This is a genomic window from Halomonas campaniensis (assembly GCF_014193375.1).
GTDB lineage: Bacteria > Pseudomonadota > Gammaproteobacteria > Pseudomonadales > Halomonadaceae > Halomonas > Halomonas campaniensis.
This window is the reverse complement of record NZ_JACHZF010000011.1, coordinates 1-19,268: the sequence shown is the minus strand read 5'-3', so window position 1 is coordinate 19,268 and position 19,268 is coordinate 1. Positions and strand designations below refer to the sequence as shown.

The following is a 19,268-nucleotide window of genomic DNA, read 5'->3' as shown; positions in this document are numbered from 1 at the left end:
CCTGCTCGCAAGGAGATCATCCATGACAGCTATCCTGCTCAACGCCGACATGGGGGAGAGCTTTGGCCCCTGGGTGATGGGGATGGATCACGAGGTGATGCCCCACGTCGACCTGGCCAACGTTGCCTGCGGCTTCCACGCCTCGGACCCCGACGTGATCCGCATGACGGTGCGCCTGGCCCGCAAGCACGGGGTCAGGGTCGGGGCCCATCCGGCCTATCCCGACATGGTGGGCTTCGGGCGCCGCTCGCTGGCCTGCTCCTCCGAGGAGATCGAGAACCTGGTGCTCTACCAGCTGGGGGCGCTGGCGGGGCTGTGCCGGGCGGAGGGGCTCGCGGTCAGCTACGTGAAGCCCCATGGCGCGCTCTACAACGACATGGCCCGCGACCCGGAGATCCTCTCGGCGGTGATGCGGGCGATCCTGGCCTACGATCCTGCGCTGCCGCTGATGACCATGGCCACCCGGGATACCTCGGCGGTGAGCGAGCTGGCGGCCGAGCACGGCGTCACCCTGTGGTTCGAGGCCTTCGCCGACCGCGCCTACGACGGCGAGGGGCGGCTGGTGTCGCGTCGCGAGGTGGGGGCGGTCCACCACGATCCCGAGGTCATCGTCGACCAGGCGACGCGCATCGCCCGGGGGCTTCCCCTGACCGCCAGCGACGGCAGCGAGCTGGTGCTGTCCGCCGATACCCTCTGCGTGCATGGCGACAACCCCGAGTCCATCGCCGCGGTGAAGGCGATCCGCCAGGCCCTGCGCGACCTCGAGTCGGCCTCATGAGCCGGGGCGCTGCCATGAGCCTGCCACGCATCGAATCCGCCGGTCTCGACGCCTGGCTGGTGAGGCTCTTCGACCGCATCGACGAGGCCAACCTGCCCTGGCTCACCGCCCTGACCCGGCGCTGCGAGGCGGCGTTCGGCGAGGCGCTGGTGGACCTGGTGCCGTCCTACACCACGCTGCTGGTGGTCTTCGATCCGCTTCGCCTGGCCCCGCAAGCGGCGCGACACCGGCTGGCGCAGCTGCTCCAGGACCTGGCGCCGGACGAGAACGCGGCGGCGGGGGAGATCCACGAGCTGCCGACTTGGTACGACGCCAGCGTCGGCCCGGACCTGGCCCGGGTGGCGGAGCACACCGGGCTCTCCGTCGAGGCGGTGATCGACTGCCACGCCGGCACCGACTACCGCGTCTTCGCCCTGGGCTTTGCCCCCGGCTTCGCCTTCATGGGGCTGCTCGACGCGCGGCTGGAGGTGCCGCGGCTCGAGACGCCTCGCCAGCGGGTGCCGGTGAACAGCGTTGCCATCGCCGGGCGCCAGACGGCGGCCTATCCGGCGGTCACCCCCGGGGGCTGGAACCTGCTCGGGCGGACCTCGGCGCGGCTGTTCGATCGTGATCGCGACGGCTTCAGCCTGCTGCGCGTCGGGGACCGCGTGCGGTTCGTCCCGGTGGACCGGAGGACCTTCGAGTCGCAGGGGGGCGATGCCACCCCCATGGAGGCGGGTCGATGACTGTGGTCGGTAATAAATATACCGTTATCGGCTTCCGCGTGACTCGTGCCGGGCCCCTGGCGCTGCTGCAGGATGCCGGCCGCTTCGGCGTACGGCGCCTGGGCGTGACCCAGGGCGGGCCGGCGGACCTGCACGGCTGGGCCTGGGCCAACCGCCTCGCGGGCAATGCCTGGGGCACCCCGGCCCTGGAGGTCACCTTCGGTGGCCTGCGCCTGGTCGCCGAGCGCGACCTGACCGTGGCGGTGGCCGGGGCCGACCTCGGCGCGACCCTGGAGGGCGAGCCGCTGGCGCTGTGGCGCCCGGTGCGGATTCGCGAGGGCCAGACCCTCGCCTTCGCCACGCCGGTGAACGGGCTGAGGGCCTACCTGGCGGTCGCCGGGGGCTTTCGGGCCGAGCCAGTGCTGGGCAGCGTCAGCTGCGTGGTACGCGAGGGACTTGGCGGGTTCGACACCCGGGGCGGCAAGCTGGCCGAGGGCGACCGCCTCGCCGTCGGGGAGGGGAGTGGAGCGTCGGTGGCCGAACGCGGCATGCCGGAAACGGCGGAGATCGACTATCGGCAACCGGCCCGGCTGGCGCTGCTGCCGGGTGCCCAGGTGGGGGAGTTCACCGGACAGAGCCTCTACCGGGCATTCAATGCGGCCTGGCGGGTGGACGACCGTGCCGACCGCATGGGCGTTCGGCTGACCGGCCCCAGGCTGCTGTGTCGCCTCGCCTCGATGATCTCCGAGGGCATCGGCCTGGGGGCGGTGCAGGTGCCGCCGGACGGGCAGCCCATCGCGCTGCTCAATGATCGCCAGACCATCGGGGGCTACCCCCGGCTCGGCGCGCTGACACCGCTGGCCGCCTCGCGGCTCGCCCAGTGCCTGCCCAGCCAGGAGGTCCACCTGGTGGCCGCCTCCCGGGAGCACGCCCTGGCCGAGCATCGCCACTTCCTGGCGAGCGTCGGCCAGGGCTGACCCCGGACCGCTCATTCAGGAAGGGAGATCAGGCCCCCAGGCCGCTCTCGCGCAGCAGCTGGTCGATGGTGCGTTCGACGCGAGGCGGGTGGGCCCCTTCCAGCAGCAGCTGGGCCTCCAGCCCGGTCAGCCCCTCGGCCAGGCAGCGCTCGATCAGCTCCGCCTTGCCCAGGCCGGTCTGCCGGCACAGCCCCTCGAGGCGTTCCTCGAGGTCGCGGGGTAGTCTCAGTAGATGGGGCATGTCGTCGTCTCCATGGGGGCCGTCGGCAGGTGACCTGTCTCCAGAAGGTAAGGCGTCGGTCGTCGCCTGTCACTCATGGTGTCGCCGGGTCATGACAGCGGCATGACGATGGCTTGACCCTTCCGGGGCAGGCAGTAGACTGCCTGAGCCTTCTGCCCCGGGACGACCCGGCCGGCATTTCGACCCGCGGGACGACCCGCCCGGTGTGGATGTTCCCATGACCCTTGCCTGGACCTACCTCGTGATCGCCGGCCTGCTGGAGGTCGCCTGGGCGCTGGGCCTCAAGGCCTCCCAGGGCTTTACCCGCCCGCTGCCGAGCGTGCTTACCGTGCTGGCCATGGTGGCCAGCTTCTATCTCCTGGCCCAGGCGATGCGGGTGCTGGCGGTGGGGACGGCCTATGCGATCTGGGTGGGCATCGGGGCCGTGGGGACCGTGCTCCTGGGGATGCTGATCTACGGCGACAGCGCCTCGCCGCTTCGCCTGGTCAGCCTGGTACTGATCCTGGCGGGGCTGGTGGGGCTCAAGCTGGCGGGCTGATCAGGCCAGCCCCCGACGCTTCATCACCTCGGTGATGATCGGCACCGGGGTCATCAGGTGCTCGCGCATCATCTCGGTGGCCTCATCGCTCTTCCTGGCCAGGATCACCTCGACCAGCGCCGCGTGCTCCTGGCGCTTGCGCGCCAGGGCCTCCTCCGAGAAGACCGTCTCCTGCAGCCAGAGGTGGCGATAGCGCTCCACCTGGTCGAACAGGCTCTCGCGCATCTGGAGCAGGTGGGGCGAGCGGCAACCGCTGGCGATCGCCGTGTGGAAGGCCTTGTGGCGGGTGTCCCACACCTCCAGCAGCTCGTCGGGCGAGTTGACCTCCATCACCTTGGCGAGGGTATGGGCGCGGGCCAGGATCTCGGCTTCCCAGCTGTCGTCGCCGCGCTCGATGGCCAGCTTGAGCACCAGCCCCTCGATCTGGGCGCGGGCGTCGTAGAGGTCGGCGAGTTCGGCCAGCGACATCGGGGCCACCCGATAGCCGCGCTGGCTGATGGCCACCACCAGGCGCTCGGCCACCAGCTGGGACAGCGCCTCGCGAAGCGGGCCGACGCCCAGGTCGTAGCGCTCCTTGAGGCGGCTCATCAGCAGCTTCTCGCCGGGCTGGAAGGCGCCACGAATGATGTCGCGCTTGAGCCAGTGGTAGGCACTGATGCCGAGGTTCTGCTTGGGGGTGGTGTCCATGAGGTGATCATTCCCTGTGATTGACTGCCATGATAGTCGAACATCGCCACTCGTGATAATGGGGCTGTCCAGGGCGGGAATGTTGGCAATCGTCCTGAGTGGTGGATATTCTGGCGAGATTTCCCTTCCCGACTCAATCCCGGTTACGGACCAGCGAGGTGTGCCGTGTACGACTTCATCATCATCGGCGGGGGCATCCTGGGCATGTCCACCGCCATGCAGCTGGCCGAGCGCTATCCCGACCGACGGATGCTGCTGCTGGAGAAGGAGGAGGGGCCGGCTCGCCACCAGACCGGACACAACAGCGGGGTGATCCACGCCGGTGTCTACTACACCCCGGGCAGCCTGAAGGCGCGCTTCTGCCTCGAGGGCAACCGGGCGACCAAGGCCTTCTGCGAGCGGCATGCCATTCCCTACGACGAGTGCGGCAAGCTGCTGGTGGCGACCAGCGAGCTGGAGATGGAGCGCATGCGCGCGCTATGGGAGCGCACCGCCGCCAACGGGCTCGAGCGTGAGTGGCTCGAGGCCGATGCCCTGCGCGAGCGCGAGCCCGCCATCCGGGGACTGGGCGCGATCTTCGTGCCCTCCACCGGTATCGTCGACTATGCCCGGGTGACCGAGGCCATGGCGGCGGAGTTCGAGCGTCGCGGCGGCCAGCTGGCCTACGGCCACCGGGTCACCGGCCTCGAGGAGCGCCACGCTGAGGTGGTGGTGTCCACCTCGGCGGGGGAGTTCAGCTGCCGCTACCTGATCTCCTGCTCGGGCCTGATGGCCGACCGGGTGGTGAGGATGCTCGGCCGCGACCCAGGCTTCACCATCTGCCCCTTCCGCGGGGAGTACTACCGCCTGCCGGCGCAGCACAACCATATCGTCAACCACCTGATCTACCCGATACCCGACCCCGCCATGCCGTTCCTGGGCGTCCACCTCACGCGGATGATCGACGGCAGCGTGACGGTCGGGCCCAATGCGGTGCTGGCCTTCAAGCGCGAGGGCTATCGCAAGACCGACCTCTCGCTGCCCGACATGGCGCGGATGTTCACCAACCCCGGCATCCTCAGGGTGCTCGGGGCCAACCTGCGGCCGGGGCTCCGGGAGCTGCGCAATTCGCTGTTCAAGTCCGGCTACCTCGAGGAGGTTCGCAAGTACTGCCCGAGCCTGACCCTTGCGGACCTGGGGGAGTACCCGGCCGGCGTGCGGGCCCAGGCGGTATCGCGGGATGGGCGCCTCATCGACGACTTCCTGTTCGTCAACACCCGTCGCACCGTGAATGTCTGCAACGCCCCGTCGCCGGCCGCCACCTCGGCCCTGCCGATCGGCGCCCACATCGTCGACCGGGTCCAGGAGCAGGTAGAGGCCTGAAGGCGCCTCAGCGGGCGTCGATGACCTCGTGACTCCACTCGACCAGCGCCTGGGCCAAACGGTCGGCGGCGCGGCCGAAGGCCTCGACCACGGCCTCGACCGGCACTCCCTCGCTGGGTTCTCTCACCTCGAAGCGCCGGCTGGCCAGCAGGCGCCGCTGCGCCTCGTCCTCCAGCCGGGCATCCAGGCGGATCACCACCTCGGGGCGGCCCTCCACGTACTCGCTGTGGAAGGCCCGCAGGTCGCTGGCCAGGGCGACGTCCGTCTCGAGACGTCCGCTCTCGTCGAGCACGGCGGTCAGGTAGCCCGCCTGCAGGAAGGCCTCGATCACCCGGTCACGCAGCAGCGTCGGTGTCGGGTCGCTCCAGCGCGCGCCCTCATAGACGCTCATCCGGTTAGGGGTGGGCATCACCAGGATGCGCGATCCCGAGAGGAGGGCGTTGGCCTCGGGCGCCTCGACCCGCAGCGTCGCGTCGATCGCGGCGTGGCTCGAGGGCTCGGCCGGGGTGACCGGCAGCACATGGATCTGCAGGGGCGCGCGCTCCGGCAGGATCGAACATGCCGGCAGGGCAAGGAGCAGGGCAGCGATCAGGGCCGTGCGGATCATGGCGAAAACTCCTCGATCGGTTCACGGCCCAGCAGGAAGTCGGAGGGGCTCTCCTCGAGCCGCCGCGTGATGCGGCTGAGGTTGCCCAGGGTGCTGCGAAGCTCGCGCATGGCGGGGCCGAGGTCGCCGAAGCCCTGCATGCCGCGATCCAGCGCCCCCTGGTTCTGCTCGAGGAGCCGCTCGAGGCGCCGGGTGGCGCCTTCCAGGGTGGTCATCGCCTGGCCGGCGCTGTCCACGGCCTCGCGCCCCTGCTGGTCGACCAGGCTGCCGGCGCTCTCGCCCAGGCGGGTAAGGGCCTGCAGCAGGTCGCTGGCCTCGCGGCTCAGCCGCTCGACGAACCCGACGATCTCGCCGAGTTCCCCGCTGCGATCCGCCAGTTCGCCGCTGAGCCGGTCCAGGTTGGCCAGGATACTGTCGATGCGCCGGGTGTTCTCCTCGGAGAGCAGCCGGTTGGCGTTGACCAGCAGCTGGTTGAGTCCGCCCACCAGGGTCTCGCCGTCGGCCAGCAGCGAGCTGAACGGTGAGGGCTCGGCCATGATCAGCGGCGGGTGCTGCCGATCGCCTCGCAGGCGGGGGCTCTCGGGGCTGCCGCCCTGGAGCTGGATGCTCATGCTGCCGGTGATGTTGGCCAGGGCCAGGCTGGCGCGGGTGTCCTCGCGGATGGGGATGCTGTCGTCGATGCGGATCCTCGCCCTGACCAGGCGCGGGTCATCGGGGTCGAGGTGCAGGTCGGCGACGTCGCCGACCCGTATGCCGCTGAAGAGCACGGCATTGCCGGTGTCCAGGCCGCTCACCGGGCGGTCGAAGCCGACCTCGTAGAAGGTGTACTGGCGGTCGGCGTCGGCGCGGCCGAGCCATAGCGCGAAGAGCAGGGCGGCGGCGACGGCGATCACGGTGAACAGGCCGATCACCAGGTGGTGGGCTCGGGTTTCCATCAGTCAGCCTCCGAAGGGTGAGCGGCACGGTGCGCCGCCCGGCCGCGCGGGCCGTGGAAGTAGTCGCGGATCCAGGCGTCGTCGCTGGCCTCGACGACTGAGAGGCGGTCGGCCACCAGCACGCGCCGCTGGGACAGCACGGCCACCCGATCACAGGCCGTGTAGAGCGTATCGAGGTCGTGGGTGACCAGGAAGACGCTGAGGCCCATGGCATCGCGCAGCGTCATGATCAGCCGGTCGAAGTCGGCGGCGCCGATCGGGTCCAGTCCGGCGGTGGGCTCATCCAGGAACAGCACCTCGGGGTCCAGTGCCAGGGCCCGGGCCAGGGCGGCCCGCTTGATCATGCCCCCGGAGAGCTCCGCGGGCATCTTCAGCGCGGCATCGGGCGGCAGGCCCGCCAGGGCCAGCTTCAGGCGCCCCAGGGCCTCGGCATCGGCGCGTGGCAGCCTGGCATGCTCGATCAGCGGCAGGGCGACGTTCTCCTGCAGGTTGAGCGAGGAGAAGAGCGCCCCGCGCTGGAAAAGCACGCCGAAGCGGCGCTCCAGCCGCGAGCGCTGGCGGCTCGGCAGCTGCTGCAGGTCCTCGCCGAATACCTCCACGCGGCCGCCGTCGGGTCGCTTCAGCCCCACGATGCTGCGCAGCAGGACCGACTTGCCGGTGCCCGAGCCCCCCACCACGCCGAGGATCTCGCCGCGGCGGATATCCAGGTCCAGGTCCTGGTGGACCACGTGGCTGCCGAAGCGGTTGACCAGCCCGCGCACCCGGATCACGGCTTCCTCGGCGCGGCTCACCAGCCCATCTCCATGAAGAACAGCGCAGCCACGGCGTCGAGCAGGATCACCATGAAGATCGACTGCACCACGCTGGAGGTGGTGTGCTCGCCCACCGAGCGGGCGCTGCCGCTGACCTTGAAGCCCTCCAGGCAGCCGATCACCGCGATCAGGAAGGCGAACAGCGGCGCCTTGCCGATGCCCACCAGGAAGTGGTTGAGGGGGATGTCGCGCTGCAGGATGGCGATGAACTGCACCATCGGGATATCGAGCATCAGCTGGCAGACCATGGCGCCGCCCAGGATGCCGCTGAGCATGCCGACGAAGGTGAGGATCGGCAGGGTCACCATCATGGCCAGCAGGCGCGGCAGTACCAGCAGCTCGATCGGGTCGAGTCCCAGGGCGCGGATGGCATCGACCTCCTCATTGGCCTTCATGGAGCCGATCTGGGCGGTGAAGGCGCTGGCGGTGCGGCCCGCGAGCAGGATGGCGGCCAGCAGCACCCCGAACTCGCGCAGGAAGGCGAAGGCCACCAGGTTGACGGTGTAGATGGTCGCGCCGAAGTCGCGCAGCACGGTGGCACCCAGGAAGGCCACCACGGCGCCCACCAGGAAGGTGAGCAGGGCGACGATGGGCACGGCGTTGAGGCCGGTCTGGTGGATATGGGAAACCAGCGAGGTGATCCGCCACCGCCAGGGGCGCAGCAGCGAGACCGTGAGGGCGGCCAGGGTCAGGCCCATGAAGCCCAGCAGCTGTCGCTGCTGCTGCCACAGGGCATGGATGCGTTCCCCGAGCGCCACCAGCATGTCCGCCAGGGGCGCGGAGCGGCGGCGTTCGGGCGTCAGCGGCGTCTCCAGGGCGCCGGCCACGGTCTCGAGCAGGGCCTGGCGCTCGGCGGGCAGGTCGGGCGCCCAGTCACGGATCCGCTTCACTCGCTCGGCGCCGAGCAGTTCGACCAGCAGGCTGGCCCCGGCGGTGTCCAGGCCTGCTAGGTCGGAGAGGTCCAGCGTCTCGTCGGCGCTTTCGGTGACACCGCGATTGGCGCGCACCGCTGCCTTGAGTGCGGCATGGTGCTCGAGAGTCCAGTTTCCGCTGATCTGCAGCCGACCGGCCTGGACGCGGAGTCGGCCTGGCGGGATGTCGGTCGAGACCATGGCGGCGTGTCCTTCTCGAACGATGGGCTTCCCTTCCGTTTATCCGGATCGGCTTGGTTCCAGAACGCCAACAATGTCGTTGGCTATGCCCCTGAGTTTAGGCCCCAGGCTCTTAACCAGCTTGTCGTGAGTCAAGCGAAGGCTGGAGCCACCGCAGTTGAGTGCCATGACTTCAGCTCCGCCTTCCAATACCAGAGGTAGCGCGACGGCACTGACCTCAGGTTGCCAATCGCCTTCGGACAGGCAGAAACCAAACTCTCGGTACTCGGCCAGGCTCTTTTCAAGGCCGGCTTCGACCCTGGCCCAGTCACCTTGGTGGATGTCTCTGAGCTCTTCCATGATTTGCTGGCGTCGCTCGGTGGAAATGCCACAGAGCCAGGCCCGCCCGATCGCCGATGTCGCCATCGGCAGGCGCGCTCCCACTTCCAGTCGCATGATCAGAGGGCCGCCACCATGGCAGGTTTCCAGGTACATCATTGACGTACGGTCGGCGGTGCCCAGGCTGACGCTGCAGTCGGTGGCATCGGCGAGACGCTGCAGATGTGGTCGAGCGATGTCACGAATACCCATATTGGCTAGGTAGCGGTACCCCAGGGCAAGCACTCCAGCGCCGAGACGATACTTCTCGATGTCGGGGTTGCGCTGCAGATAGCCGAGCTGGGTCAGGGTATAGGTGAGCCGCGAGACCGTCGGTCGCGGGATGCCGGTGCGGTTCGAGAGGTCGGCGTTACCCAGGTACTCCTCGCCGGCACCGAAGGCGCGCAGCAGCTCAAGGCCACGGGCCAGTGCCGTCACGAAGTTGCGGTCCTTGCCGGCTTGTTCATGCTCGTCTTCATGGGGAATTGTCTGTGTCATCGTCAATCATCCAGATTCAAGCTAGGCATTCCGAAATCCAGTATCGCATACCAGACGCCCCCTGCCTGTACGTCAGCCGCTACGAAATCGTCCAGCGGGTCGCGATTCGGCGCCTCGCAAAGACACCGCCGCCCGAGGGGCGGCGGCGACTGGCCGGGGCATGGGGCCAACAGGCCCCTCAGGCGCTCAGCCATCCAGGCGCTCGATCACGCAGGCGATTCCCTGACCCACGCCGATGCACATGGTGACCAGGGCGTAACGGCCACCCGAGGCCTCCAGCTGGCGCAGGGCGGTCAGTGCCAGACGTGCCCCGGAGGCGCCCAGGGGGTGGCCGATGGCAATGGCGCCGCCGTTGATGTTCAGGCGACTGTCGTCGACGGAAAGCCCGAGTTGCTTGACGCACCCCAACACCTGCACCGCGAATGCCTCGTTGATCTCGATCACGTCCATCTGATCCAGGCTCAGCCCGGCCCGTTCCAAGGCCTTCCGGGAGGCAGGCACCGGCCCCAGGCCCATGATGCGAGGGGGCACGCCGGCCACGGCACCGGCCAGGATGCGTGCTCGTGGCCTGACGCTGGCCGCCTCGCCGGCTCGCCGGTTGCCGACGATCAGGGCGGCGGCGCCGTCGTTGAGACCCGAGGCATTGCCGGCGGTGACCACGCCGCCCTCGAACAGCGGCGACAGCCGGCCGAGCTTGTCGGCATCGGTGCCGGGTCGCGGGTGCTCATCCCGGTCGACCAGCAGCGGGGGCAGCTTGCGACCCTGGGATACCTCGATACCGAGGATCTCCCCGTCATAGAAGCCGCTGGCCTGGGCGTCGCCGTAGCGTGCCTGGGAGCGCGCCGCGAAGGCGTCGCCTTCGGCGCGCCCCAGTCCCAGGTCGTGGGCCACGTTGTCGGCGGTCTCCGGCATGCTGTGGCTGCCATAGGCCTGGGCGATCCAGGGGTTGGGGAAGCGCGAGCCGATCACGGTGTCGTAGAGCGGCTGGTTGCGGGCGAAGGGCGAATCCGCCTTGCCCAGCACATAGGGAGCACGGGACATGGACTCCACGCCGCCGGCCAGGAACAGCTGCCCCTCGCCGCTGCGGATCGCCCGGGCGGCATCCATCACCGCGGCCAGGCCGCTGCCGCAAAGGCGGTTGACGGTCTGGCCGGCCACCTCGACGGGCAGTCCGGCCAGCAGGGCGCCGTGGCGGGCCACGTTGCGCGAATCCTCGCCGGCCTGGTTGGTGCAGCCGGCCAGCACCTCCTCGTAGTCTTCGGGGGCGAAACCGTTGCGCTCGACCAGGGCCCTCAGGGTCCTGCCCAACAGGTCATCGGGGCGCACACCGGAGAGGCTGCCGCCGTGGCGGCCGAATGGCGTACGGACTCCGTCATAGATGAAGGCATCGTCCATGGGAAAGCTCCTGTCAGGTCGGTTGGGTTGTGGTCAGCGGCAGGCCGAGGGCGGCGCGTCGGCGCAGCCAGGGGCTGGGGCGGTAGCGGGGGTCGCGGGTGGCGGCGAAGAGGTTGTCGAGGATGGTGAGGATGCGCCGGCCGCCGTAGTAGTCGCCCATGGCCAGCGGGCCACGAGGATAGCCGAGCCCCAGTTCCACGGCGCGGTCGAGGGTGGTGGGCTCGGCCACGGCCTGCTGGGCGATCTCGGCGCCGACGTTGACGATGCAGGCGACGACACGCTGCAGCACGAAGCCGTTGCTGTCATGGATAGGACTGACCGGCGTGCCATCGTCGGCGAGCAGGGCCCAGGCGGCATCCCGGTAGCGGATCTCGGTGGCCGGGGTGGTCATCAGGCTGCGGCGCCGGTCGAGGCCGGCCAGCATGTCGACGGCCACGCAGCGGTGGGCCTCGAGTCCCTGGCGCAGGGCGGTCGTGGTGGCGTCCTCGCCCAGCGGGGTGAGCAGGCAGAGCGACTCGTCACCGGGCCGCTTGCTCCGGTCCAGCGGCCAGCCGGCGGCGGAGACGAGTGCCGAGAGTGCCTGGGCGGCCCCGGAGTCTTCGGGACTGACCCACACGGGCAGGGGATTGGCCTCCGGCGGAGCCGGTTCTGCTGCCACCACTGGCTGGCCATCCTCGTAGCGATAGAAGCCCTCGCCGCTCTTGCGTCCGAGCAGGCCCGCGGTGAGGCGCTGACGGGTGATCGGTGATGGGCGGAAGCGCGGCTCCTCGTAGTACTGGTGATAGATGGATTCCATCACTGCGTGGGAGACATCGAGACCGGTCAGGTCAAGCAGGCTGAAGGGCCCCATGCGAAACCCGCCCTGATCGACAAGCAGGCGATCGATGGTGGTGTGATCGGCCACCCCCTCGCCGAGCAGGCGCAGCGCCTCGGTCCCATAGGCGCGACCGGCGTGATTGACCAGGAAGCCTGGCGTATCGGTGGCGCGGGCGGTGAAGTGGCCCATGGCCTGTCCCAGCGCCTCGACGCGCTCGGCGACATCGGCCGTGGTCCGCAGGCCCGGTATGACCTCCACGATCTTCATCAGCGGCACGGGGTTGAAGAAGTGGAAGCCGATCACCCGTTGCGGCAGCCGGCAGGCGGAGGCGATGGCCGTCACCGACAGCGACGAGGTATTGGTGGCGAGAACGGCCTGGTCATCCAGAATCCCTTCCAGGCGCATGAAGAGTTCCTGCTTGGCCTCGAGGTTCTCGGCGATGGCTTCCACCACGATATCGCAGCCCGCCAGGTCTGTCAGATCGGCGGCCTCGTGCAGTCGGGCCCGGTAGCACGCCAGGTCATCCTCGCTCAGGCGGCCCTTCGTCACCCCGCGTGTCCAGACACCGGTGATGAAGTGTCTCGCCTCTTCCACCGCGCCCGTGCGGGCATCAAGGAGGCTTACCTCGAGGCCGGCCTGGGCGGCCAGCTGGGCGATGCCACGGCCCATGGCGCCGGTACCGACGAGGCCCAGGCGATGGAAGGGGAGGGACGGCGTGACTTCCGGGTGGGAGGGGGGGGACATGGTGGGTTTTTCCTCACGATTGGGTATCGGGACAGGGATTTACACAATCTCGCTTAGCAAAATCGCATTCCGTTTATTGACTCCCATCCTAGGCTATGCAAGAGTGCCTGACAATAGATGCGAACGACAATTCCACAATGCAGAATCGGTGCTCTTGACGTTGCCGACATCCTGAGACCCGCCTGCCACTCGACCTGTGAGGACACGCCATGATTCGCGATCCGGAACTCCTGAATCAGCTTCTCGATACCATTTCTCGTTTCGTGCGCGAACGACTGATTCCCAACGAGGCGCGCCTGGCCGAGGAAGATGCCGTTCCCCCCGAGTTGCTCGCGGAGATGAAGGAGATGGGGCTGTTCGGCCTGTCGATTCCCGAAGAGTACGGCGGTCTTGGCCTGACCATGGAAGAAGAGGCGCTGGTAGCCATGGAGATCGGCAAGACGTCTCCGGCGTTCCGCTCGGTCTTCGGCACCAACAACGGCATCGGCGCCCAGGGCATCCTGATCGACGGTACCCCGGAGCAGAAAGCACGCTATGTGCCGCCACTGGCCACCGGCGAGATCCTGAGTTCGTTCTGCCTCACCGAGCCCGACGTTGGTTCCGACGCTGCCAGCCTGCGCACCACGGCCGTCCGCGACGCCGATCACTACATCCTCAATGGCACAAAACGCTACATCACGAATGGCCCCGAGGCGGATCTGTTCACCGTGATGGCACGAACGAATCCTGACAACAAGGGTGCCGGTGGCATTTCGGCCTTTATTGTCGAGGGCGACACTCCCGGACTTGAGCGCGGGCCTGCCGACAACAAGATGGGGCAGAAGGGCGCCCATACCTGCGACATCATCTTCAACGACTGCCGGGTGCCGGCCGAGAACATCATTGGTGGGCGAGAGGGGCAGGGCTTCAAGACAGCGATGAAGGTGCTCGACCGCGGACGCCTGCATATCTCCGCCGTCTGTGTAGGTGTCGCCGATCGGCTGGTCGAGGAGTCGCTCCGCTATGCCATGGAGCGCCAGCAGTTCGGGACGCCGCTCTCCAGCCATCAGCTGATCCAAGCGATGCTCGCCGACAGCAAGACCGAGGCCTATGCCGGACGCACCATGGTCCTCGACGCCGCACGTCGCAAGGATGCGGGCGAGGATGTCTCGACCCTGGCCTCGTGCGCCAAGCTGTTCTGTGCCGAGATGGTCGGCCGTGTTGCCGATCGTGCGGTCCAGATCCACGGCGGGGCGGGTTACATGGCGGAGTACGCCGTCGAGCGTTTCTATCGCGATGTGCGGCTGTTCCGCATCTATGAGGGCACCACCCAGATCCAGCAGCTGGTGATCGCCCGTAATATGGTACGGGAGGCATCCTGATGGCTCTTTCCGTGACACATCGGGCTCCCGACGAGCGCATCTTCGGACGCCTGGCCAGCGAGCTGGTGGCGGAGCTCCCAGAACGCCTGAGCACCCGGGTGCTCGATAATGCCCGGCGGATTCCCGCCCGGGCGGCACTGGTCGACGGTGAGGTCCGCTGGAGCTATGCCGACCTGGGGCGCGAGATTCTCGAGGCCCGGCAGTGGCTGGCCTCGCTGGGGATCCGTCCGGGCGACCGCCTGATGACAGTCGGAGAGAACAGTCGTGCCCTGGTGGTACTGTTGCTGGCGGCCAGCGAACTCGACGCCTGGGTGGCGATCGTCAACTCGCGCCTGCCGACCCGGGAAATCGACCTGATCCGTGATAATTGTCTGCCGCGGCGCATCTTCTATACCAGCGAGGCATCCCCCGATGCGGAAGAGCACGGTCGTCGTCACGGTGCCGAGTCCCTGGTGCATCCCAGCCTGGGCGCGCTGCGGGTAGGGACGCTAGCCGACAGCGAGCCGGAACCGGTCGCGGCCAGTGGCGCCGAGCAGGTCGCGGCGATGATCTACACCTCCGGGACCACCGGCACGCCCAAGGGTGTCATGCTCACCCACCGCGGCATCCTCTATATCGCCTCGATCTCGGGTGGCATGCGCCATCTCAGCGAAGGGCAGCGCGTCTACGGGGTGTTGCCGATGTCCCATGTCTTCGGTCTCTCCTCGGTGTGCATGGGATCGCTCTACAACGGTGCCTGCCTCTATACGGTGCCGCGCTTCGATGCGGCGATGCTGCTGGACGCCCTGCAGCGGGAGCGCATCACTGTCCTGCAGGGGGTTCCGGCCATGTACGCGCGAACCCTGGAGTTTGTGCGCCGGCAGGGGCAGACCCTGAATGTACCCGCGCTGATCTATATCTCTGCAGGCGGTTCGCCACTGGATGCCGACATCAAGGGGAGAGTGGAGGCCGCATTCGGCTTGACCCTCCACAACGGCTACGGGCTGACCGAGGCCAGTCCGACCATCAGCCAGACCCGCATCGATGATCGCCATGTCAGCAATACCGTGGGGCGTGTGCTGCCGCTGCTGGAGTATCGCCTGGAGCCCTTGGGCGCGAGCGGCGATGCCGCCGATGACCGTGACGAGGTGGGCGAACTCTGGATACGCGGGCCCAACGTGATGAAGGGCTACTTCCGCCAGCCCGACGCGACGCATGCCTGCCTCACCGCCGATGGCTGGCTCAACACCGGCGACATCGCACGCGTCGACGAGAACAACCAGCTTTATATCGTCGGGCGAAGCAAGGAGCTCATCATCCGCTCCGGGTTCAACATCTACCCACCCGATGTGGAGGCGGTGATCAACGAACACCCCGACGTGACACTGTCGGCCGTGGTGGGGCGTCAGGTATCAGGCAACGAAGAAGTGGTGGCCTTTGTGCAGTGCGAGCCGGGGGCGTCCCTCGAGGAAGCGGCACTTCGGGCGTTCATTGCCGAGCGGCTGGCGCCCTACAAACGACCCTCGCAGATCGTGCTGGTGGAGAGCCTCCCCGCGACGGCCAGCGGCAAGATCCTCAAGGGGCGTCTTCGCGACATGGCACAGGGGAAGGATCCTTCATGAGCGAGTCCTTGCCATTGTCCTGGCGGATGGTGGGTTTTCAGGACCTCCTGGGAATTCGCGTCGTCGACTGGGAGCCCGATCAGGTCACGCTCGAACTGAGGGTCGAGCCACATCACCTCAACCGCAGCGGGATCGTCCACGGCGGCGTCCTCAGCACCTTGCTGGATGTGGCCTTGAGCTTTTCGGGCCTGCACTGCAAGGCACCGGATCAGCTGCGCAAGGCGATGACGCTGTCGCTCTCCACCACCTTCGTCTCACCGGCCAAGGGAGAGGCGCTGCGCGCTATCGGTCGGCTGGAGGGGGGAGGGCGCAGTACCTTCATGGCCAGCGGTAAGGTATTCGACAGCGACGGCAATCTCGTGGCGATGGGGGAAGGGGCCTTCCGTCGGCGTCGAGGAAGCGAGGCCGAGGAGGGAGCGAGCAAGTGAGCCGGGATCGCCTCAGGGCTTCCCTGCTGCTGGTCGTGACCCTGGCGACCCTGGTCGACCTGGTGTTCGCTAGCGCCCAGGCCCAGTGGCTGGCCATGGCCGCCCTAGGGGGGTATCTGGTCACCCTGCGTGGGCTCTCGACCATGGCCCTCACCCTGTTGGGTGCTGCGGTCCTGCTGAGTCTGGTCGCGCTGTGGCATCACACCGCACCACTGGTGCTGCTGCGCGAGGCGGCGGGACGCTTTGCCTTCTTCGCGACCTTTCTGGTGGCCCTGGGCCTGCTTCGGCTACCCGCCTACCGGTCGAGGCTGGTGAAGCGCTGCGGGCATGCCATGCTGCTTCAGCCGCCCAGTCGGCGCTATCCGATCCTGTCACTGGGCTCGTCGCTGTTCGGCATCATTCTCAATATCGGCGTGCTCAATCTCGTGGCCGCTATGATAGAGAAGAGCAATACCCTGGCGGCAGCGCAGGGGCGTCTTTGGGTCCAGCAGGCACGCCAGCGGCGCATGATGCTGGCGCTGCTGCGCGGCTTTGCCCTGGCGCCACTGGTGTCGCCCATGGGCATCGGCATGGCGGTGGTGCTCTCCAGCATGGAGGGCCTGCGCTGGGTCGAGCTGGCGCCCTACGCCCTGGGAGCGGCGCTGGTGCTGTTCCTGATCGGCTGGGGCGTCGATCGGGTGACCGGCCCGCGAATGCAGTCTACCAGGGAGCATGCGGTTCCCTCGCTGAGGCCCTTGGGGCATTTCTCCCTGTTACTGTTCGCGCTGGTGGCATTGATCTTCTCTCTCGCCTGGGGGTTCGGTCTGCCTTTGCCCACCGCCGTGTTGTTGGGGGCGCCCCTGGGAGCTTTCCTGTGGCTCTGCTGGCAGTTCCGCCGCCGGGGTATGGCAGGGGTGCCGACTGCCGCGGTTGCCCTGCATCGCGGGTTGCCCAGGCTGGTGTCGCCGGCGTCCAACGAAATCGTGGTGCTGGGGGCGGCAGGCTATCTGGGCTACCTCTGTGTGGGGCTGGTGGATGGATCGGCCCTGGCCGGGAGTCTCGGCTTCCTCTCATCGCTGGGGGCCGGCACGGCGGTGATCGCCATGCTGCTGGTGGCCGTGCTGGCCCAGGTTGGCATCAACCCCATTGTCAGCGTCACCTTGCTGGTCGGCATCCTGCCGACGTTGGGCATCGATGGACTGTCGCCGCCCATTCTTGCGGTCTCACTGCTGGTGGGATGGACGCTGGCGCTCATGTCATCCCCGATGACCGTCTCGATGCTGATTCTGTCCAGGTTCACTGGCGTTTCGTCGCTGCGGATCGGCTATCGCTGGAACGGACTTTTTCTCTGTCTCGCCATGCCGCTATTGGCGGCGTGGTTTCTGGTAGCACGCTTCTAAGCGTGGCAATTGCCGCTTGACTGTGGCGTGGCAGTTCAGCACCATGAAATAAATGAAATGAAATTCCGCAAGGCAAAACTGTTCGTCATAGGCCCAGTGATTTGTCATGACAGGCCGTAACGGCAAGTAGAGGAAACTCCGACATGTCCCAGAACCCCGCCTTCCACTGGCAAGACCCGCTGCTCCTCGACCAGCAGCTCACCGACGAGGAGCGCATGGTGCAGCAGAGCGCTGCCCAGTTCGCCGCCGACAAGCTCGCCCCCCGCGTGCTGGAGGCCTTCCGCCACGAGCAGACCGACCCGGCCATCTTCCGCGAGATGGGCGAGACCGGCCTGCTCGGCGCCACCATCCCCGAGGAGTATGGCGGTAGCGGCCTCAACTACGTCTGCTACGGGCTGATCGCCCGGGAGGTCGAGCGCGTCGACTCCGGCTACCGCTCCATGATGAGCGTGCAGTCCTCTCTGGTGATGGTGCCGATCAACGCGTTCGGCAACGAGGCCACCAGGCAGAAGTACCTGCCGAAGCTGGCCAGCGGTGAGTGGATCGGCTGCTTCGGCCTCACCGAGCCCAACCACGGCTCCGACCCCGGTGGCATGGTGACCCGCGCCCGCAAGGTCGAGGGCGGCTATCGCCTCACCGGCAGCAAGATGTGGATCACCAACAGCCCCATCGCCGACGTCTTCGTGGTGTGGGCCAAGGACGACGAGGGCGATATCCGCGGCTTCGTGCTGGAGAAGGGCTGGGAGGGGCTCTCCGCCCCGGCGATCCACGGCAAGGTGGGCCTGCGCGCCTCGATCACCGGCGAGATCGTCATGGATGATGTCTTCGTGCCGGAGGAGAACCTGTTCCCCGAGGTGCGCGGCCTCAAGGGGCCCTTCACCTGTCTCAACTCGGCGCGCTACGGCATCAGTTGGGGGGCACTCGGCGCCGCCGAGGACTGCTGGCACACCGCGCGCCAGTACACCCTGGACCGTCAGCAGTTCGGTCGGCCGCTGGCCGCCAACCAGCTGATCCAGAAGAAGCTGGCCGACATGCAGACCGATATCTGCCTGGCCCTGCAGGGCTGCCTGCGCCTGGGGCGTATGAAGGACGAGGGCACCGCCGCGGTGGAGATCACCTCGATCATGAAGCGCAACAGCTGCGGCAAGGCGCTGGATATCGCCCGCCTGGCCCGCGACATGCTGGGCGGCAACGGCATCAGCGACGAGTTCGGGGTGGCGCGCCACCTGGTCAACCTCGAGGTGGTGAACACCTACGAGGGCACCCACGACGTCCACGCCCTGATTCTCGGCCGCGCCCAGACCGGCATCCAGGCCTTCTGCTGAGCCCCGGCTCGGCGGATCCAACAACAACTCACGGGAGATACGCCATGAAAGTCCTCGTCGCGGTCAAGCGCGTGCTGGATTACAACGTCAAGATCCGGGTCAAGCCGGATCACTCCGACGTCGACCTCACCAACGTCAAGATGGCCCTGAACCCCTTCTGCGAGATCGCCGTGGAAGAGGCGGTGCGCCTGAAGGAAAAGGGCATCGCCACCGAGGTGGTCGTCGTGACCATCGGCCCCAAGGCCGCCCAGGAGCAGCTGCGCACCGCGCTGGCGCTGGGCGCCGACCGCGCCATTCACGTCGAGACCGATGAGCGCGTCGAGTCGCTGGGCGCCGCCAAGGCGCTGGCCAGGCTGGTGGAAGAGGAGCAGCCGGGTCTTACGATCCTCGGCAAGCAGGCCATCGACACCGACAACAACCAGACCGGCCAGATGCTCGCCGCCCTCACCGGCCTGCCCCAGGGCACCTTCGCCTCCGAGGTGGTGATCGAGAACGACAAGGCCCGGGTGACCCGCGAGGTCGACGGCGGCCTGCAGACCGTCGAGCTGACCCTGCCCGCCATCGTCACCACCGACCTGCGCCTGAACGAGCCGCGCTACGCCAAGCTGCC

At 67.9% G+C, this 19,268-nt stretch carries 20 protein-coding genes; 11 read left to right on the top strand and 9 right to left on the bottom strand.

What is annotated here, in order from left to right; translation table 11 throughout:
• The first annotated feature begins 22 nt into the window (after positions 1–22).
• The 3 genes from BDK63_RS08835 to BDK63_RS08825 are packed head-to-tail and all read left to right on the top strand — an operon-like array spanning position 23 to position 2,459.
• On the top strand, positions 23–778 hold the full coding sequence (locus tag BDK63_RS08835) for a 5-oxoprolinase subunit PxpA (protein WP_183331013.1): 756 nt from the start codon (positions 23–25) through the stop codon (positions 776–778).
• Between the two features lie 14 nt (positions 779–792).
• The gene (gene pxpB / locus BDK63_RS08830) at positions 793–1,503 is read left to right on the top strand and encodes a 5-oxoprolinase subunit PxpB (RefSeq protein WP_183331012.1); all 711 of its coding nucleotides are present in this window, start codon (positions 793–795) and stop codon (positions 1,501–1,503) included.
• Complete coding sequence (locus BDK63_RS08825) at positions 1,500–2,459, top strand: 5-oxoprolinase subunit C family protein (protein ID WP_183331009.1); 960 nt, start codon at positions 1,500–1,502, stop codon at positions 2,457–2,459. Before pxpB ends, BDK63_RS08825 begins: the two co-directional genes overlap by 4 nt.
• A gap of 28 nt (positions 2,460–2,487) precedes the next feature.
• On the opposite strand, the gene BDK63_RS08820 is transcribed toward BDK63_RS08825, so the two are convergent.
• Positions 2,488–2,700, bottom strand: a complete 213-nt coding sequence (locus BDK63_RS08820; RefSeq protein WP_183331007.1) for a ribbon-helix-helix protein, CopG family — start codon at positions 2,698–2,700, stop codon at positions 2,488–2,490.
• A 217-nt stretch (positions 2,701–2,917) separates the two neighbouring features.
• Here BDK63_RS08820 and sugE point away from each other — a divergent pair, with 217 nt between their 5' ends.
• Complete coding sequence (gene sugE / locus BDK63_RS08815; protein WP_183331005.1) at positions 2,918–3,238, top strand: quaternary ammonium compound efflux SMR transporter SugE; 321 nt, start codon at positions 2,918–2,920, stop codon at positions 3,236–3,238.
• Here sugE and csiR read toward each other — a convergent pair whose 3' ends face one another.
• Positions 3,239–3,925: a DNA-binding transcriptional regulator CsiR gene (gene csiR, locus BDK63_RS08810; protein WP_183331004.1), complete on the bottom strand. Its 687-nt coding sequence runs from the start codon at positions 3,923–3,925 to the stop codon at positions 3,239–3,241.
• A 165-nt stretch (positions 3,926–4,090) separates the two neighbouring features.
• Here csiR and lhgO point away from each other — a divergent pair, with 165 nt between their 5' ends.
• Positions 4,091–5,287 (top strand): L-2-hydroxyglutarate oxidase, encoded by a 1,197-nt coding sequence (lhgO, locus tag BDK63_RS08805; RefSeq protein WP_183331003.1) that lies wholly within the window; start codon positions 4,091–4,093, stop codon positions 5,285–5,287.
• 7 nt (positions 5,288–5,294) lie between these two features.
• Here the strand turns inward: lhgO and BDK63_RS08800 are convergent, their stop codons facing one another.
• The 7 genes from BDK63_RS08800 to BDK63_RS08770 form a co-directional block, all read right to left on the bottom strand.
• The gene (locus BDK63_RS08800; RefSeq protein ID WP_183331002.1) at positions 5,295–5,894 is read right to left on the bottom strand and encodes an ABC-type transport auxiliary lipoprotein family protein; all 600 of its coding nucleotides are present in this window, start codon (positions 5,892–5,894) and stop codon (positions 5,295–5,297) included.
• On the bottom strand, positions 5,891–6,829 hold the full coding sequence (locus tag BDK63_RS08795; RefSeq protein ID WP_183331001.1) for an MlaD family protein: 939 nt from the start codon (positions 6,827–6,829) through the stop codon (positions 5,891–5,893). The genes BDK63_RS08800 and BDK63_RS08795 overlap by 4 nt, the downstream gene beginning before the upstream one ends.
• On the bottom strand, positions 6,829–7,620 hold the full coding sequence (locus tag BDK63_RS08790) for an ATP-binding cassette domain-containing protein (protein ID WP_183331000.1): 792 nt from the start codon (positions 7,618–7,620) through the stop codon (positions 6,829–6,831). Before BDK63_RS08790 ends, BDK63_RS08795 begins: the two co-directional genes overlap by 1 nt.
• Positions 7,617–8,753 carry an ABC transporter permease gene (locus BDK63_RS08785; RefSeq protein WP_183330999.1) on the bottom strand — a complete coding sequence of 379 codons (1,137 nt, stop codon included), beginning with the start codon at positions 8,751–8,753 and terminating at the stop codon, positions 7,617–7,619. The genes BDK63_RS08790 and BDK63_RS08785 overlap by 4 nt, the downstream gene beginning before the upstream one ends.
• A 39-nt stretch (positions 8,754–8,792) precedes the next feature.
• On the bottom strand, positions 8,793–9,608 hold the full coding sequence (locus tag BDK63_RS08780; RefSeq protein ID WP_183330998.1) for an IclR family transcriptional regulator: 816 nt from the start codon (positions 9,606–9,608) through the stop codon (positions 8,793–8,795).
• Positions 9,609–9,794: 186 nt separating this feature from the next.
• A complete protein-coding gene (locus BDK63_RS08775; RefSeq protein ID WP_183330997.1) occupies positions 9,795–11,003 on the bottom strand; it encodes a 3-oxoadipyl-CoA thiolase in 1,209 nt (402 codons plus the stop codon).
• Between the two features lie 13 nt (positions 11,004–11,016).
• On the bottom strand, positions 11,017–12,564 hold the full coding sequence (locus BDK63_RS08770; protein ID WP_183330996.1) for a 3-hydroxyacyl-CoA dehydrogenase: 1,548 nt from the start codon (positions 12,562–12,564) through the stop codon (positions 11,017–11,019).
• Positions 12,565–12,773: 209 nt separating this feature from the next.
• Between BDK63_RS08770 and BDK63_RS08765 the strand changes: the two genes are divergently transcribed.
• From BDK63_RS08765 to BDK63_RS08740, 6 genes are all read left to right on the top strand, one after another.
• A complete protein-coding gene (locus BDK63_RS08765) occupies positions 12,774–13,925 on the top strand; it encodes an acyl-CoA dehydrogenase family protein (protein ID WP_183330995.1) in 1,152 nt (383 codons plus the stop codon).
• The gene (locus BDK63_RS08760) at positions 13,925–15,526 is read left to right on the top strand and encodes a class I adenylate-forming enzyme family protein (RefSeq protein ID WP_183330994.1); all 1,602 of its coding nucleotides are present in this window, start codon (positions 13,925–13,927) and stop codon (positions 15,524–15,526) included. The genes BDK63_RS08765 and BDK63_RS08760 overlap by 1 nt, the downstream gene beginning before the upstream one ends.
• A complete protein-coding gene (locus BDK63_RS08755; protein ID WP_183330993.1) occupies positions 15,523–15,954 on the top strand; it encodes a PaaI family thioesterase in 432 nt (143 codons plus the stop codon). The genes BDK63_RS08760 and BDK63_RS08755 overlap by 4 nt, the downstream gene beginning before the upstream one ends.
• Positions 15,951–17,333 (top strand): hypothetical protein, encoded by a 1,383-nt coding sequence (locus tag BDK63_RS08750; RefSeq protein ID WP_183330992.1) that lies wholly within the window; start codon positions 15,951–15,953, stop codon positions 17,331–17,333. The genes BDK63_RS08755 and BDK63_RS08750 overlap by 4 nt, the downstream gene beginning before the upstream one ends.
• Positions 17,334–17,476: 143 nt before the next feature.
• Complete coding sequence (locus tag BDK63_RS08745) at positions 17,477–18,658, top strand: acyl-CoA dehydrogenase (protein WP_183330991.1); 1,182 nt, start codon at positions 17,477–17,479, stop codon at positions 18,656–18,658.
• Between the two features lie 44 nt (positions 18,659–18,702).
• A partial coding sequence (locus BDK63_RS08740) for an electron transfer flavoprotein subunit beta/FixA family protein (protein ID WP_183330990.1) occupies positions 18,703–19,268 on the top strand: 566 nt, incomplete at its 3' end.